The 15,336-nt window shown below is 72.4% G+C and carries 13 protein-coding genes; 8 read left to right on the top strand and 5 right to left on the bottom strand.

Annotated features, from left to right (window positions below; translation table 11 throughout):
- The first annotated feature begins 93 nt into the window (after nucleotides 1-93).
- From AC0666_RS02135 to AC0666_RS02105, 7 genes are all read left to right on the top strand, one after another.
- On the top strand, nucleotides 94-1,674 hold the full coding sequence (locus tag AC0666_RS02135) for a S8 family peptidase (RefSeq protein ID WP_468963171.1): 1,581 nt from the start codon (nucleotides 94-96) through the stop codon (nucleotides 1,672-1,674).
- 104 nt (nucleotides 1,675-1,778) lie between these two features.
- Nucleotides 1,779-2,876, top strand: a complete 1,098-nt coding sequence (locus AC0666_RS02130; protein WP_468963173.1) for a DUF4190 domain-containing protein — start codon at nucleotides 1,779-1,781, stop codon at nucleotides 2,874-2,876.
- A 138-nt stretch (nucleotides 2,877-3,014) separates the two neighbouring features.
- On the top strand, nucleotides 3,015-3,767 hold the full coding sequence (locus AC0666_RS02125; RefSeq protein ID WP_468582274.1) for a GntR family transcriptional regulator: 753 nt from the start codon (nucleotides 3,015-3,017) through the stop codon (nucleotides 3,765-3,767).
- 381 nt (nucleotides 3,768-4,148) lie between these two features.
- Nucleotides 4,149-4,334 carry an SPOR domain-containing protein gene (locus tag AC0666_RS02120; RefSeq protein ID WP_361719714.1) on the top strand — a complete coding sequence of 62 codons (186 nt, stop codon included), beginning with the start codon at nucleotides 4,149-4,151 and terminating at the stop codon, nucleotides 4,332-4,334.
- A 52-nt stretch (nucleotides 4,335-4,386) separates the two neighbouring features.
- Nucleotides 4,387-4,845 (top strand): (deoxy)nucleoside triphosphate pyrophosphohydrolase, encoded by a 459-nt coding sequence (locus tag AC0666_RS02115; protein ID WP_468963175.1) that lies wholly within the window; start codon nucleotides 4,387-4,389, stop codon nucleotides 4,843-4,845.
- Between the two features lie 164 nt (nucleotides 4,846-5,009).
- The gene (locus AC0666_RS02110) at nucleotides 5,010-5,438 is read left to right on the top strand and encodes an ATP-binding protein (protein ID WP_361719772.1); all 429 of its coding nucleotides are present in this window, start codon (nucleotides 5,010-5,012) and stop codon (nucleotides 5,436-5,438) included.
- 212 nt (nucleotides 5,439-5,650) lie between these two features.
- Nucleotides 5,651-8,209, top strand: coding sequence for a SpoIIE family protein phosphatase (locus AC0666_RS02105; protein ID WP_468963516.1), 2,559 nt, complete (start codon nucleotides 5,651-5,653; stop codon nucleotides 8,207-8,209).
- A 74-nt stretch (nucleotides 8,210-8,283) separates the two neighbouring features.
- Here AC0666_RS02105 and AC0666_RS02100 read toward each other — a convergent pair whose 3' ends face one another.
- The 5 genes from AC0666_RS02100 to AC0666_RS02080 form a co-directional block, all read right to left on the bottom strand.
- Entirely contained in the window at nucleotides 8,284-8,508 is a 225-nt protein-coding gene (locus tag AC0666_RS02100) for a hypothetical protein (protein WP_468963177.1), read from the bottom strand.
- A gap of 337 nt (nucleotides 8,509-8,845) precedes the next feature.
- A complete protein-coding gene (locus tag AC0666_RS02095) occupies nucleotides 8,846-9,619 on the bottom strand; it encodes a succinate dehydrogenase/fumarate reductase iron-sulfur subunit (protein WP_468582270.1) in 774 nt (257 codons plus the stop codon).
- Nucleotides 9,616-11,520, bottom strand: coding sequence for a fumarate reductase/succinate dehydrogenase flavoprotein subunit (locus tag AC0666_RS02090; RefSeq protein ID WP_468582268.1), 1,905 nt, complete (start codon nucleotides 11,518-11,520; stop codon nucleotides 9,616-9,618). Before AC0666_RS02090 ends, AC0666_RS02095 begins: the two co-directional genes overlap by 4 nt.
- 1 nt (nucleotide 11,521) lies before the next feature.
- The gene (locus AC0666_RS02085; RefSeq protein ID WP_468963180.1) at nucleotides 11,522-12,343 is read right to left on the bottom strand and encodes a hypothetical protein; all 822 of its coding nucleotides are present in this window, start codon (nucleotides 12,341-12,343) and stop codon (nucleotides 11,522-11,524) included.
- A gap of 102 nt (nucleotides 12,344-12,445) precedes the next feature.
- Entirely contained in the window at nucleotides 12,446-12,679 is a 234-nt protein-coding gene (locus AC0666_RS02080) for a hypothetical protein (RefSeq protein WP_361719735.1), read from the bottom strand.
- Nucleotides 12,680-13,028: 349 nt separating this feature from the next.
- Between AC0666_RS02080 and AC0666_RS02075 the strand changes: the two genes are divergently transcribed.
- Complete coding sequence (locus AC0666_RS02075; protein ID WP_468963182.1) at nucleotides 13,029-15,320, top strand: ABC transporter family substrate-binding protein; 2,292 nt, start codon at nucleotides 13,029-13,031, stop codon at nucleotides 15,318-15,320.
- Nucleotides 15,321-15,336: the final 16 nt, after the last annotated feature.

Genomic DNA, 15,336 nt, shown 5'->3' with positions numbered 1-15,336 from the left:
GTCAACCTTTCGGAAGCGGCGGCCCGGCACCCACTAATTGTCATGGGCATGCTTGCGGGCCGCTCCGTGTCGTCCACGAGGAGGACCCCCCACATGTCCGTGATACGCCACACCCGCCGCAAGATCGCGGGCCTCGGCGCGACCGCCGTCGCAGCCTTCGCGCTCGGCGCGGCAGCCGCCTTACCCGCTTCCGCTGCCGAGGGCGGCCCGCAGGGCGTCATCGAGAACGCCGGAGCGCCCGGCTCCGTCCCCGGCAGCTACATCGTGACCCTGAAGGACTCCGCCGCCCGCTCCACCGCCGACAGCGGCAAGGCGGTCGCCCGGCGCTACGGCGCGAAGATCGACCGGACCTACAGCGCCGCCCTCAACGGCTACTCCGTCGCGGTCTCCGAGGCGCAGGCCAGGAAGCTCGCGGCCGACCCCGCGGTCGCGTCCGTCGTCCAGAACCGCGTCTTCACGATCGACGACGCCCGGGGCACCCAGCCCGGCCCGCCGTCCTGGGGCCTGGACCGCATCGACCAGCGCGCGCTGCCGCTGGACAGCAGCTACACGTACCCGGACAAGGCCGGCGAGGGCGTCACCGCCTACATCATCGACACCGGCGTCCGCATCACGCACCAGGACCTCGGCGGCCGGGCGTCCTACGGCTACGACGCCGTCGACAACGACAACACCGCGCAGGACGGCCACGGCCACGGCACGCACGTCGCCGGCACGGTCGCGGGCACCACCTACGGCGTGGCCAAGAAGGCCAAGATCGTCGGCGTCCGCGTCCTCGACAACAACGGTTCCGGTACGACGGCCCAGGTCGTCGCGGGCATCGACTGGGTGACGCGGAACGCGGTGAAGCCCGCCGTGGCGAACATGTCCCTCGGCGGCGGCGCCGACTCCGCGCTCGACACCGCCGTGCGCAACTCCATCGCCTCCGGCATCACCTACGGTGTCGCCGCGGGCAACGAGTCCACGGACGCGAGCACCAAGTCCCCGGCGCGCGTCGCCGAAGCCATCACGGTGGGCGCCACCACCAGCGCCGACGCCAAGGCGAGCTACTCCAACTACGGCTCGATCCTCGACATCTTCGCCCCCGGCTCCTCCATCACCTCCTCCTGGGGCACCGGCGACACGGCGACCAACACCATCTCGGGCACCTCGATGGCGACCCCGCACGTGGTCGGCGCCGCCGCCCTGTACCTCTCGCAGAACCCGTCGAGCACGCCGGCCCAGGTCGCCTCGGCGCTGGTCGCCGCCGCCACCCCGAACGTGGTGACGGGTCCGGGCTCCGGCTCCCCGAACCGCCTGCTCCACGTCGGCGGCGGCACCACCCCGCCCACCGGCCCGCGCTTCGAGAACACGGCGGACTACGCGGTCAACGACAACGCGACCGTCGAGTCCCCGCTCACCGTCACCGGGGTCCCGGGCAACGCCCCGGCGGCGCTGAGCGTCGCGGTCGACATCAAGCACACGTACATCGGCGACCTGAAGGTCGACCTGGTCGCCCCCGACGGCACCCTCTACACCCTGCACAACCGCAGCGGCGGCAGTGCCGACAACCTCGTCAAGACCTACACGGTGAACGCCTCTTCCGAGGTGGCCAACGGGGTGTGGAAGCTCCGCGTGAACGACAACGCGAACCTCGACACCGGCAAGATCGACTCGTGGGCGCTGCAGTTCTGACCTTGCGGGCCGCGTGACGGCGGGGGCGACCGGTTGCCGGTCGCCCCCGCTGCGTACTATTTCGCGCATTCGTTCGCGATCTTTGTGATGGAGTCCCTCACCCCGTGAGCACCCCGCCCTCCCCCCACTGGCCCGCTCCGTCCCCGCAGCAGCCGTCCCGGGAGCCCGCGCTCAACGGTTTCGCCCTGGCGTCCCTGCTGGTCGGGCTGTTGTGCCTGCCGCCGCTCGGCATCGTCTTCGGGATCGCGGCCCTGGTGCAGATCGCCCGGAAGGGGGAGCGGGGCCGGTCGCTCGCGGTCGTGGGCCTGGCGGTGTCGGTCGTGCTGACGCTGTCCGCCGTGGCGGTCGTGGGCCGGTACGGGCCGGTGCTCCTGGACCGGCTGGAGGCGCTGCCGCAGTACGAGGGCGTCGAGGGCGAGTTGGCCGACATGGACGAACTGCGGGCCGGTGACTGCTTCAACGTCCCCGGCGGGGACCTCCTCGACGAGGAGCCGCTGATCCACCGGGTCGCCTGTACGCAGGCGCACCACGCGGAGGTCACCTCCTCGACCCGGTTCGAGGACGAGGTCTTCCCCGGCACGCAGCAGGTGGAGAAGTGGGCGGCGGACGCGTGCTGGAAGGCCCAGGACGCGTACGCCATGGACACCTGGGCGCTGCCCTCGTACGCGCAGATGTATTACTTCTCGCCCTCCCGCGAGGCGTGGAACGACGGCGACCGGCAGCTGCTGTGCGTGATCGGCACGGCCGGGCACGACCACCGGGGGAGCCTGCGCAAGGACGCCGGGATGCTGGAGCCGGAGCAGGTGGCCTTCCTGCGGGCGATGAACGAGGCCGATCTGGCGCTGGGGGGCGCGCCGGACGAGGAGATCGACGAGGCGCTGCCCTCGTACCGGGAGTGGGCGCGCGAGGTGGACGGGGCGCTGGGCGCGGAGGCCCGGATGCTGGAGGAGGCGAAGGCCCGGCCCGAGGCCGCCGCGGCGGCGGAGGCCCGGTTGAAGGAGGTCGCGGCGGCGCGCGGGCAGTGGCAGCGGGCTTCCCGGGCGACCCGACCGGCGGATTTCCAAGATGCCTGGGACACGGCGTCGGGGGCCTTGTCGGTGGGGGTGGAGAAGGCCCTGCGCGGGGCGTTCGGGCTGTCGACGGAGGTCCCGGAGTGGCTCGTGGACCAGCCGCGGGACGGCTCCGGCTCCGAAGCCGCCTGAAGCCCCCGAAGGTAACGCACGGTAACGGGTTTGAGTGACCAGGCTTCATCACTTCGGGTGAAACTCTGGCCCTCGCTTGCGGCGTACAACCGTCGGTTGCCAGGGTGTAGCTGTCTGTCAACCTGATGGGAGTGGCCAGTGACTTTCGGTGAGCAGCCGGCCTATCTGCGCGTCGCCGGGGATCTGCGACGGAAGATCGTCGATGGGTCCCTGCCCCCGCACGCCAGGCTCCCCTCCCAGGCCCGGATCCGCGAGGAGTACGGGGTCTCCGACACCGTGGCGCTGGAGGCGCGCAAGGTCCTCATGGCGGAGGGCCTGGTCGAGGGCCGGTCCGGATCGGGCACGTACGTACGGGAGCAGCCGGTTCCGAGACGGGTCGTGCGCTCCGGGTACCGCACGGGCGGGGCGTCGACCCCGTTCCGCCAGGAGCAGGCGGAGGCCGGCGCGCGCGGCACGTGGGACTCGAACAGCGAACAGACGGCCGCCCCGGCGGACATCGCCGAGCGGCTCGGGATCGCGCCGGGCGAGCGGGTGATGCGGACGCGGTACGTCTTCCGCGACGCGGGGGAGGCGATGATGCTGTCGACCTCCTGGGAGCCGCTCGCCGTGACCGGCAGGACCCCGGTGATGCTGCCCGAGGAGGGTCCGCTCGGGGGCTCGGGCGTGGTCGAGCGGATGGCCGCGATCGACGTGGTCGTCGACAACGTGGTGGAGGAGGTCGGGGCCCGGCCGGGTCTCGCCGAGGAGCTCATGCTGCTCGGAGGGGTCCCGGGCCACGTGGTGCTGGTGGTCGGGCGGACGTACTACGCCTCCGGACTGGCCGTGGAGACCGCCGACGTGGTGGTGCCGGCGGACCGCTACCGCCTCTCGTACCACCTGCCCGTGCGCTGACGACGCGAGGCGGGGCCGGGTGCAACGCCGGTGCCGCGGGGCGGGGTGATGGCGCGTCATGCATCGTTTTCGGGGCGACCGCCTGCCGCCGACGGCCCGTCGGAAACGGGCCGATCTGCTCCGCGCGCTGCCTCTCGGGCGGGACCTGCGCGAACGCCGGCCGCACCGCGCCGGAAGGGGGCGCAGGGGTGCTGCCGATGCCGAGGGTGCGCCGGTTCTGAACCGGCGTACGCGGCCCACTCGTACGCATGGCCGGATGCGTACGCCTGTGAGGTACCTCTTCGTGAAAAACCGTATCCGCTGTGTAAAGGTCGGGCGTAAGCTCGGGCATATGCGCAATGCGGTTTCCCGGGCAGGTACATCGGCGGAGGGTGAAACGCGATGAACGACAGCGGTGCCCTGCTCCCGTGGCTGGTCATACGTCAGGACGACAACGGCAACCGCTACCGGGTGGGCCGGTACGCCACCCGGGCCGAGGCCCAGAAGGTCGTCGACAGCCTCGACGACCGAGGACACAAGCAGCTCTACTGGGTCGAGCGGATCGGTCAGACCGCCACGACGAACTGAGCGTCGCAGGGCCGCGGCACCGGCAGCCGCGGCCCTGCCTTAGGCTCCGCCCATGACGGTACGCGTGGTCGTGGGTGGAGCCCTTTGTCGTGAGGGCCGCCTGTTGGCGGCCCGTCGCAGTGCGCCCCCCGAGTTGGCCGGCCGCTGGGAACTGCCGGGCGGCAAGGCCGAGCCCGGTGAGACCGCGCCCGAGGCGCTGGTGCGCGAACTGCGCGAGGAGCTCGGCGTGGAGGCCGAGCCGCTGGAACGGATCCCGGGGGAATGGCCCCTGCGGCCCGGGCTCGTGCTGCACGTGTGGACCGCGGCATTGCTCTCCGGCGAGCCGGCCCCGCTTGAGGACCACGACGAGCTGCGCTGGCTCGGCCCGGACGAGCTGGACGGGGTGGACTGGCTCGACCAGGACCGGCCGGGGGTGGCCGAGGTGGGCCGCCGGCTGCGCGACGGCCGGTACGGCGGGGCGGGCGGCGAGCGGCGCAGCCGACTGCACGGAGGGTCGCACGGGGGCGCGTGACAGCTCCGCTCTAGGCCGTCTGCGCCACAGTGCGCCGGTGCACGGGGGATCGAGTGGTACGACGCCTCGAATATCGGGTATGCCGCTATTAGTCCCTAATGTGCACAAGCCTCTCGTGGCTCTGTCCCTGCGGAATCGGACGGGGGCCCTTGCCGGCCCGGGAAGTGATCGGCGTGATCGACACAGACGGTGAATGCGCCGAGTGGGCCTTCCCCGCCGAACCCGGTGCCGTCCGCGCCGCCCGCCATGCCGTGCGCGGCCAGCTCCGCTCCTGGGGCCTCGAAGCCGTCGGCGATGTCACCGTCCTGCTGGTCAGCGAGCTGGTCACCAATTCCCTGCGGTACGCCTCCGGCCCCATCGGCGTGCGTCTGGAGCGGCGTGAATCAGCCGTCGACGGCGGCTCGGAGGGACCTGCCCTGCTCGTGGAAGTTTCCGATCCGCTTCCGGATCCGCCCCGCAAACGGCTTGCCGCACCCGACGAGGAGGGGGGCAGGGGACTGCACCTCGTGGCCGTCTCGGCGCAGAGCTGGGGGACGCGGCACGGGAAATCGGGCAAGACCGTGTGGTTCGAGTTGGCTCTTCCTGGTGAGTAACAAGGTGAAGGGTGGCCGACGATCACGGGATGTGGCTCGAAACAGTCGGGACCTTTTTGTGATCGTGAACGCCGTGCCGTCCGGGGCCGTGGTGCTGAATACTTCGGTCATGGCCGGTCCGGTTGCGGTGAGCTGGAGGGGACGGTCGCGTGAGCGAGATACCTGCGCAGGCACATCAGACCCGTGTGTCCGGGGAGACGTGGCACGACTCCCTGTGGCACAGCAGTCCGCCTGGCTCGATATATGACTACATAAAGGTCGCGTCGTTCTCGATCGGGCCCGACGGGCTCATCGACCAGTGGAGTCTGCGTGCCGAGGACCTGTTCGGGCTGACCGCCGCCCAGGCCGTGGGGCGCGATCCGGTCGACGCGTTCATGCCGCCGGAGCTGCGCCCCGACGGGCACCGCAGGGTTGCGGAGATTCTCGACGGCAAGGAGTGGACCGGTCTCGTCCCCTTCCGCGTCCCCGGCGGGAGCGGCGCACACGGTGTGGCCGAGATCTACGTGATGCCCACCCAGACGGAGACAGGCCGGCGGGCCGCGCTCTGTGTCGTGGTGGACGTACGCGCGCTGCGGCGGATCGAATCGGATCTGGCGGCCTCGCAGGCCATTTTCGGCCAATCCCCTTTCGGCTTCCTGCTCTTCGGTACGGACCTCACCGTGCAGCGGGCCAACCGCCGCTTCGCGACCGTCTTCGGCGGCGCAGTGGAGGAGCACCGCGGCCGCACCGTCCACGACTACCTCCCGCCGCAGGAGGCCGACCGGATGGCCGACGCCCTGCGGCGGGTCCTGGAGACCGGTGAATCGGTCACCGACCTCCAGATCAGCGGCTCCGCCCCCGGCAGCCGCGAGCACCGCCACTGGTCCATCAACCTCTACCGCGTGCACGGCGGCACCGGCCGCCCCGTCGGGGTCGCCGGCCTCGGCACCGACGTCACCCGCCGCCACCTCGCCGCCCGCGAGGCCGCCGGGGTCCGGCGCAACCTGGCCCTGCTCAACGAGGCCGGGCACCGCATCGGCAACTCCCTCGACCTGGAGACCACCGCCCGGGAGCTCCTGGACGTGACGGTGCCCGGCTTCTGCGACCTCGCCGCCGTCGACCTCTACCAGGGGCTGCTGCTCGGCGACGACGACCGGCCCGCCCGGCCCCAGGGCCCCGGAGTGCCGTCCATGCCCGCGGGGCTCGGCCCCGGCCGCGCGCCCTCCGCCCCGCTGCGCCGGGTCGCCTTCGCCTCGGCGGTCTCGGACGCCCCGCTCTCCGGCCCCGTCGCGCCGGTCACCGTGGGGGAGATCCACCGCTACCCGGCCGCCTCGCCGGTCGCGATGGCCCTGCGCACGGCACGCCCGCGGCTGATCGAGGGCGGCGGGGCGGACGACCTCGTGCAGTCGACGCTGGTCGTGCCGATGGTCGCCCACGACACCGTCGTCGGGCTCGCCCAGTTCTCCCGTACGAAGGGCAGCGAACCCTTCGGGGAACGGGACCGGGCGGTCGCGGTGGAACTCGCCGCCCGCGCCGCCGTCTGCATCGACAACGCCCGCCTCTACCGGCGCGAACACGAGCGGGCGCTGATCCTCCAGCGCAGCCTGCTCCCGCCCGGGGACCCGGAGGCGGCCGGCCTGGACATCGCCTGCCGGTACCTGCCGGGGAACGCGGCGACCGAGGTCGGCGGGGACTGGTTCGACGTCATCGAACTGCCCGGACACCGCACGGCCCTGGTCGTCGGCGACGTCATGGGCCGGGGGCTGCGGGCCGCCGTCGCCATGGGCGAACTGCGGACCGCCGTACGGACCCTGGCGCTGCTGGACCTGGAACCGGCGGAGGTGCTGTCGGCGCTGGACGAGATCGCGCGCGGCCTCGGCGCGCCCGGCGGATCCCAGCAGGCCTCCCGGGCGGCCCTGCACTCGCGGGACGCCGACCGTTCCGAGGTGTACCTCGCCACCTGCGTGTACGCCGTCTACGACCCGGTGACCCGGCGCTGCACGATCGCCAACGCGGGCCACATGCCGCCCGTTCTGGTGGAACCGGCGGAACCGGGCGCCCCGCCGCGGCCGGCGCTGCTGCTGGAGGTACCGCCCGGGATGCCGCTCGGCGTGGGCGGCGAGCCGTTCGAGGAGGTGGACGTGGAACTCCCGGAGGGCGCCCTGCTGGCGCTGTACACGGACGGGCTGGTGGAGTCGCGGGAGCACCCCCTGGAGGAGGGGCTGCGCGGGCTGCGGGAAGCGCTGGCCGACCCGGTGCGCCCGCTGGAGGACGTGTGCGACCACGTGCTCAACACGCTCGACACCCGGCACGGTGAGGACGACATCGCCCTGCTGATGGCACGCGTACAGGGGCTTCCGGTGGATGCCGTGGGGGACTGGCAGCTGCCCCGCGAGGCACGCTCGGTGGGCCGGGCCCGCGAGCTGGCCCGCGCGAAGCTCCCCGCCTGGGGGCTGGAGGGGCTGCTCGACACCACGGAGCTGCTGGTCAGCGAGCTCGTGACCAATGCCCTGCGGTACGGGGAGGGGGAGATCCGCCTGCGCCTCCTGCTCGACCGCACCCTCGTGTGCGAGGTGTGGGACGGGAACCTGGTCCAGCCGCGGCGCCGCCGCGCCCGGGACACGGACGAGGGCGGGCGGGGCCTCCAGCTGGTGGGCCTGCTCTCCGCGGGCTGGGGCACCCGCCGCACCCACCGGGGCAAGACCGTCTGGTTCGAGCTCCCGCTCCCGGGGGCCGCGGCCGAACCGGCATCGGAGCTGTCCGCGGAGCAGCTGCTGGGCATGTACGGCTGAGCCCGGCCGCCCGGGGGAGGGCGGCCCGCAGCCGGTCGGCCCTGCCCGGCCCGGCTCGCGGCCGGGAGTCCGCCTCAGCCCCGGGACACCGCGACCGCCGCCAGCTCCGCAAGCGCGAGTGCGAGGTGCTCGCCGACCAGGACCACCTGGCCGTCGAGCCGAGTCCGGTCCTGCCAGGCAGGCTCGCCGCTCGCGGCGTGCAGGGCGGTCAGCCGGTCCGGCGAAGCACACGGCAGCGGGGCGTCCGTGCCCTCGTCGGCGAAGGCCGTCCAGCGGGTTGTCCCGGTGCCGGCCCCCACGCAGCCCACTTCCGCCCCGCCCGGCCGGTGCGCGCTCGGCGCGGCCCCCCGCACCGGTTCCCCAGGGCGCCCGCGCAGCGCCTCCGTCACCGCCTGCGCCGACTCCGGCCGGTCCGTGGGGCAGCAGGCCGTCCTGCTGCCCCACGTCGTGCACCACCGTGGTGCCCGGGTGCTGGAGCCGCGCCCCGCTCGTCGCCTCGCGCCGGCCGAGTCGCCGGTGCAGCCGGTACCGGTCCGCCAGCCGATCCCCCACGGGCACCGCGAAGCCCCCTGACAACACGTCATCCGACGTTCCCCAGGGGGCATGGGGACCTGCGGAGCAAGCGGCCGGGAGCCGCTACGGCTCCGAGCGCCTGCGGATCCTGCTGCCGAGCCACACCAGCGGGTCGTACTTGCGGTCCACCGCCCGCTCCTTCAGCGGGATCAGTGCGTTGTCGGTGATCTTGATGCCCTCGGGGCAGACCTCCGTACAGCACTTGGTGATGTTGCAGTAGCCGAGTCCGTGCTCCTCCTGGGCGGTGCGCTTGCGGTCCAGACCCGCCTCCGCCGCCGCGTCCAGGGGGTGCATGTCCAGCTCGGCCACCCGCATCAGGAAGCGGGGGCCGGCGAAAGCGCCCTTGTTCTCCTCGTGGTCGCGCACCACATGGCAGGTGTCCTGGCACAGGAAGCACTCGATGCACTTGCGGAACTCCTGCGAGCGGTCCACGTCCACCTGCTGCATCCGGTACGCGCCCGCCGCCACGCCCTGCGGCGGTACGAAGGCCGGCACCTCCCGCGCCTTCTCGTAGTTGAAGGACACGTCCGTGACCAGGTCGCGGATGACCGGGAAGGCCCGCAACGGAGTGATCGTGACGGTCTCGGTCCGCTCGAAGGTGGACATGCGCGTCATGCACATCAGCCGCGGCCGGCCGTTTACCTCCGCACTGCACGAACCGCACTTGCCGGCCTTGCAGTTCCAGCGCACCGCCAGGTCCGAGGCCTGGGTGGCCTGGAGCCGGTGGACGATGTCGAGGACGACCTCCCCGTCGTGCACCTCGACGGTGAAGTCCCGCAGCTCCCCGCCCTCCGCGTCGCCCCGCCAGATCCGGAAGCGTGCGTCGTAGGTAGTCACTCGTAGAGCTCCTCTTCGGCGAGGTACTTGACCAGCTCTTCCTTCTCGAAGAGCGCGAGCAGGTCGGGGCGGATGGGTTCGGTGCGGGTCCGCACCAGGGTGATCCGGTCGGCGGCCGGGTCGGCGGGCGCGGGGTCCACCGGGCGGCACAGCAGGTTCACCGGGCGCCAGCTGCGCTCCATCGACGGGCAGTCCTCCCGGGTGTGCCCGCCCCGGCTCTCGGTGCGCTCCAGGGCCGCACGGGCCACGCACTCGCTGACCAGCAGCATGTTGCGCAGGTCCAGGGCGAGGTGCCAGCCCGGGTTGAACTGCCGGTGCCCCTCGACCCCCGCCCGGGAGGCCCGGACGCGCAGGGCCGCCAGCCTCTCCAGGGCCTCGGCCATCTCGCCCTCGCGGCGGATGATGCCGACCAGGTCGTTCATGGCCGTCTGGAGTTCCTGGTGCAGGGTGTACGGGTTCTCCGCGCCGTCGGCGGCGTGGAAGGGGGCCAGCGCCTCCGCGGCGGCCGCGTCGACCTCCTCCTGCGAGACGGCCGGGCGCGCGCCGGACGCGGAGGAGGCGTACTCCGCCGCGTGCAGACCGGCCCGCCGCCCGAAGACGAGCAGGTCGGACAGCGAGTTGCCGCCGAGCCGGTTCGAGCCGTGCATCCCGCCCGCGACCTCGCCCGCCGCGAACAGGCCCGGCACCCCGACGGTGGCCGCGGTGTCCGAGTCCACCGCGATACCGCCCATCACGTAGTGGCAGGTCGGCCCGACCTCCATCGGCTCCGCGGTGATGTCCACGTCCGCCAGCTCCTTGAACTGGTGGTACATGGAGGGCAGCCGCCGCTTGATCTTCTCGGCCGGCATGCGCGTGGACACGTCGAGGAAGACCCCGCCGTGCGGGGAGCCGCGACCGGCCTTGACCTCCGAGTTGATGGCGCGGGCCACCTCGTCGCGGGGCAGCAGCTCGGGGGGCCGCCGGTTGTGGTCGGGGTCCTCGTACCAGCGGTCGCCCTCCTCCTCGGACTCGGCGTACTTCTCCTTGAAGACGTCCGGGATGTAGTCGAACATGAACCGCTTGCCCTCGCTGTTGCGCAGCACCCCGCCGTCGCCGCGCACCGACTCGGTGACGAGGATGCCCTTGACCGAGGGCGGCCAGACCATGCCCGTGGGGTGGAACTGCACGAACTCCATGTTCAGCAGCGGGGCCCCGGCGAGCAGGGCCAGCGCGTGGCCGTCGCCGGTGTACTCCCAGGAGTTCGAGGTGGTCTTGAAGGACTTGCCGATGCCGCCCGTGGCGAGGACGACCGCCGGGGCCTCCAGGACGAAGAAGCGGCCGGACTCGCGCTCGTAGCAGAAGGCCCCCGAGACCCGCTGCCCTTCTTTGAGCACGCGCGTGACCGTGCACTCCTGGAAGACTTTGAGCCGGGCCTCGTAGTCGCCGTACTCCTTGAAGTCCTCCTGCTGGAGCGCGACGATCTTCTGCTGGAGGGTGCGGATCAGCTCCAGGCCGGTCCGGTCGCCCACGTGCGCGAGGCGCGGGTACTCGTGGCCGCCGAAGTTGCGCTGGGAGATCCTCCCGTCGGGGGTGCGGTCGAAGAGCGCACCCCAGGTCTCCAGCTCCCAGACCCGGTCCGGTGCCTCCTTGGCGTGCAGCTCGGCCATCCGCCACTGGTTCAGGAACTTGCCGCCCCGCATGGTGTCGCGGAAGTGGACCTGCCAGTTGTCGCCCTCGTTGACGTTGCCCATGGAGGCGGCGATCCCGCCCTCCGCCATCACCGTGTGGGCCTTGCCGAACAGCGACTTGCAGATCACGGCCGTACGGGCGCCCCGCTCGCGGGCCTCGATGGCGGCCCGCAGCCCGGCGCCGCCGGCGCCGACCACGACCACGTCCCACTGCTGCCGGTCGACTTGAGCCATGTCAGAAGATCCTCGGGTCGGTGACGGTGCCGCTGGCCAGCAGGTACACGTAGAAGTCGCACAGGGCCACGCTGACCAGGGACGCCCACGCCAGCTGCATGTGCCGGGAGTTGAGCCGGCTCACCCAGCCCCACATCCGGTAGCGCACCGGATGCTTGGAGAAGTGCTTCAGGCGGCCGCCCATGATGTGCCGGCAGGAGTGGCACGAAAGGGTGTAGGCCCAGATCAGCACGATGTTGAGGACGAACAGCAGCGTCCCCAGGCCCATGTGGCCCCACTCGTAGCGGTCGTTGCGGAAGGTCAGCACCGTGTCGTACGTGAGGATGCCCGCGACCGGCAGCGCCGCGTAGAAGAAGTACCGGTGCATGTTCTGGAAGACCAGTGGGAAGCGGGTCTCACCGGTGTACTTCGCGTGCGGCTCGGCGACGGCACAGGCGGGCGGCGATGCCCAGAAGCCCCGGTAGTACGCCTTGCGGTAGTAGTAGCAGGTCAGCCGGAAACCGAGCGGGAAGACCAGGATCAGCAGAGCGGGGGACAGGCCCCACCAGCTGCCGAAGAGGTCCAGGTTCGGTCCGCCGCGCATCTCCTGGCAGTTCTCCGCCAGGCACGGGGAGTAGAACGGGGAGACGTACGGGGCGGCGTAGTAGTCGGCGTTCGCGAAGGCCCGCCAGGTCGAGTAGACGATGAAGGCGAGCAGCCCGGCCGCGGTGCCGGCGGGGGCCAGCCACCACCGGTCGGTGCGCAGGTGCCGGGCGGCGATCGAGGCCCGGGAGGCGTCGCGGACGCCGGTCAGCTGCCGGGGTGGTTCGGTACCTGTGGCCAAGGGTGACTCCGGGAGGAGTGGTCAGGGTGGCCCGCCGGACACCGGCCGCCGCTGAGCGCGGGGGCCGGTGTCCGGGGGAGTGGCAGGGAACGGCTGCGGGGTCTAGGGCGCGCGGCGGTCGCGGGCGCCGAGGCCCTCGTCGTCGGTGTCCGTCCACAGCGTGCTGTCGTACGGGGTGTCCGGGACGGTCACCATGCCCGGCCCCGGCCGGTCGGCGGGCGCGGACCGGCCGCCCTCCGCCTGCTGCCGCCCGGCTTTGCGCTCCAGCTGCTCGACCTTGCGGGTGAGCTCGTCCAGGCTGCGCCGTACGGCGGTCAAATCGTCTTGCAGGGACATGACTTGCCCTCACTTCCGCAGGGTGCGGTGGCAACGCTCATGTGCGCCTGCGAGTGTCGCGCCTCATGTCCCCGCTTGTGAAGGGACATGCAGCGATTGCGGGCGCGCAGGCGCGATCTGTGCGCCCCTCCCTGCCCCCCATTCTCATCCCCCGCCCGAGGGAACGCTCGTCCGCAACGCAAGCGGGATTGGTCCGCACGGGTGGGCTTCGCGGCGTGGCGAGGGCCCGCTGCGGGGGGCGCGGCGAGCCGTCGATTTCAGTGGTTCCGGCACCCAGTGTGATCAGCTCCATATACCGCCAAACGTGATCAAGCTGTCCCTTTCGCGCCCCGTCCCGGAGGTACCACCCATGTCCCAGAGAAGGCGCAGGTCCTTGGCGCTGCTGACCTCGGGAGTCCTCGCACTGCCGCTGCTCGCGGGGTGCGGCGCCGGCGACGAGGGCGGCCCGGTGGCCGCCGGCCAGGACATCGCGGCGACGCCCCGGAACAAGGTCGCCGACGGCGGCGTGCTGCGCTGGGCCGTGGACAGCCTTCCCGACACCCTCAACACCTTCCAGGCCGACGCCGACGCCACGACCACCCGGATCGCCGGGGCGGTGCTGCCCCAGCTGTTCACCCTGGACGACAAGGGGCGCCCCGTCGCCAACCCGGACTACCTGGAGAAGGCGGAGGTCGTCGCACGTGAACCCAAGCAGGTGGTCCTGTACAAGCTGAACCAGCAGGCGGTGTGGAGCGACGGCCGCGAGATCGGCGCCGCCGACTTCGTGGCCCAGTGGCGCGCCCTGAACGGCAAGGACTCGGCGTACTGGACGGCCCGCAACGCCGGGTACGAGCGGATCGAGAAGATCGAGCGGGGCAAGACGGACCTGGAGGTCAAGGTCACCTTCGCCAAGCCCTACACGGACTGGCGGTCCCTGTTCTCACCGCTCTACCCCAAGCAGGTCACCGGCACCCCGGACGCCTTCAACGAGGGAGCGCGCGGCACCCTCAAGGTCACTGCCGGGCCGTTCAACCTCGGCGCGATCGACAAGAAGACCGCAACCGCCGCCCTGACCCGCAACCCCCGGTGGTGGGGACGCCCCGCCAAGCTGGACTCGCTGGTCCTGACGGCCGTGTCCCGGGCCGAGCGCCCGGCCGCGCTGGCCGCGGGCAAGCTGGACATCGCGGAGATCGACCGCAGCGGCGCCGACCGGATCGCCCTGGCGCACCGGGAGCGCTCGAACACCTCGGGCCCGGGCGGGGCCCCCGCCCACGGACCGGGCGCCCTGACCACCCCGGCCGAGGCCACCCTGTCCTGGGCGGTGGCGTACGGGGCGGACGAGGGCAAGGCCCGGGAGGAGCTGGACGCCCGGGTGCGGAACGCGGAGGCGGCCAGGAAGTACGACGCCGAGCAGGAGGCCCTGCGCGGCTTCACGATCCGCAAGTCCCTGGAGCCGTCCTACACCCAGCTCGCCCTGAACGGGGCCTCCGGCCCGCTGGCCGACGAGCGGGTCCGGCGGGCCGTGGCCCGGGCGCTGAACCGCAAGGAACTCGCCGAGCTCGTCCTCAAGCCCCTCGGCCTGCCCGCGAAGCCGGTCGGCAGCCATGTGGCGCTGGCCGGGCAGCGGGCGTACGCCGACAACAGCGACGCCCTCGGCGGCCAGGACACCAAGGCGGCCCAGGCCCTGCTCGCGGACGCCGGCTGGCGCCCCAACGGCAAGCTCACCGAACCGGAGGGGGCCAAGGCGGGCCCGGAGAGCGACGGGGAGGCGGGCCGCGACGACCAGAAGACCCCGGGGGGGCCCGGTACCGGCGACGACGGCCTCTACATCGTCGGCCAGGACGACGAGCGCAACGGCGAGGGGCTGAAGGGAGCCCTGGGGGCGGTCAAGCCGCTGGCCCAGCCCCCGCTCGCCGCGGACCAGAAGGCCTGGCTGCTCGCCCAGGCCGCCGCCGTCGGCTCGGCCGCACCCGCCGAGGACGACAAGGAGCCCGAGCGCGTCCCCTCTGAGGGCGAGGCGGGCGATCCCGCCAAGGCCACTTCCTCCCCGGCGCCCGCCCCGGCCAAGCAGCCCCGTACCTCGGGCTCCGTGCTCGCCAAGGACGGCAAGGCCCTCAGCCTCCGCTTCGTCCTGCCCGCCGGACCGGGCTCCGAGGCCCTGCGCACGGTCGGCGAGCGGATCGCCCAGATGCTCCAGAAGATCGGCGTGAGCACCGAGCTGACCAAGGTGGCCGACGAGAGCTTCTTCAAGGACCACATCGCCTCGGGCCAGTACGACCTGGCGCTGTACTCCTGGCCGGCCACCGCGTACCCGGCCACCGACGCGCGCCCCATCTTCGCCAAGCCGGAGCCGGCCGCGGACGGCTCGCTCCTCGTCGAACAGAACTACACCCGGGTCGGCACCGACCACATCGACCAGCTCTTCGACCAGGCCCTCGGCGAACTGGACGAGGAGGCCTCGCGGGAGCTGATCCGCAAGGCCGACGCCCGGATCTGGGCCGCCGCCGGCTCCATCCCGCTCTACCAGCGTCCCCAGCTGGTGGCGGTCAAGCCGTCCCTGGCCAACGCGGGCGCCTTCGGCCTCGGTACCCCCCGCTACCAGGACATCGGCTGGAAGAAGGCCCCGGCCACCGCGTCGAAGAACAAGGGGAAGAAGGAGTGACAAACCGGTGTCCGCC

Source organism: Streptomyces sp. NPDC043680 (assembly GCF_056436685.1).
This window is presented reverse-complemented; position numbering and strand designations above follow the sequence as displayed.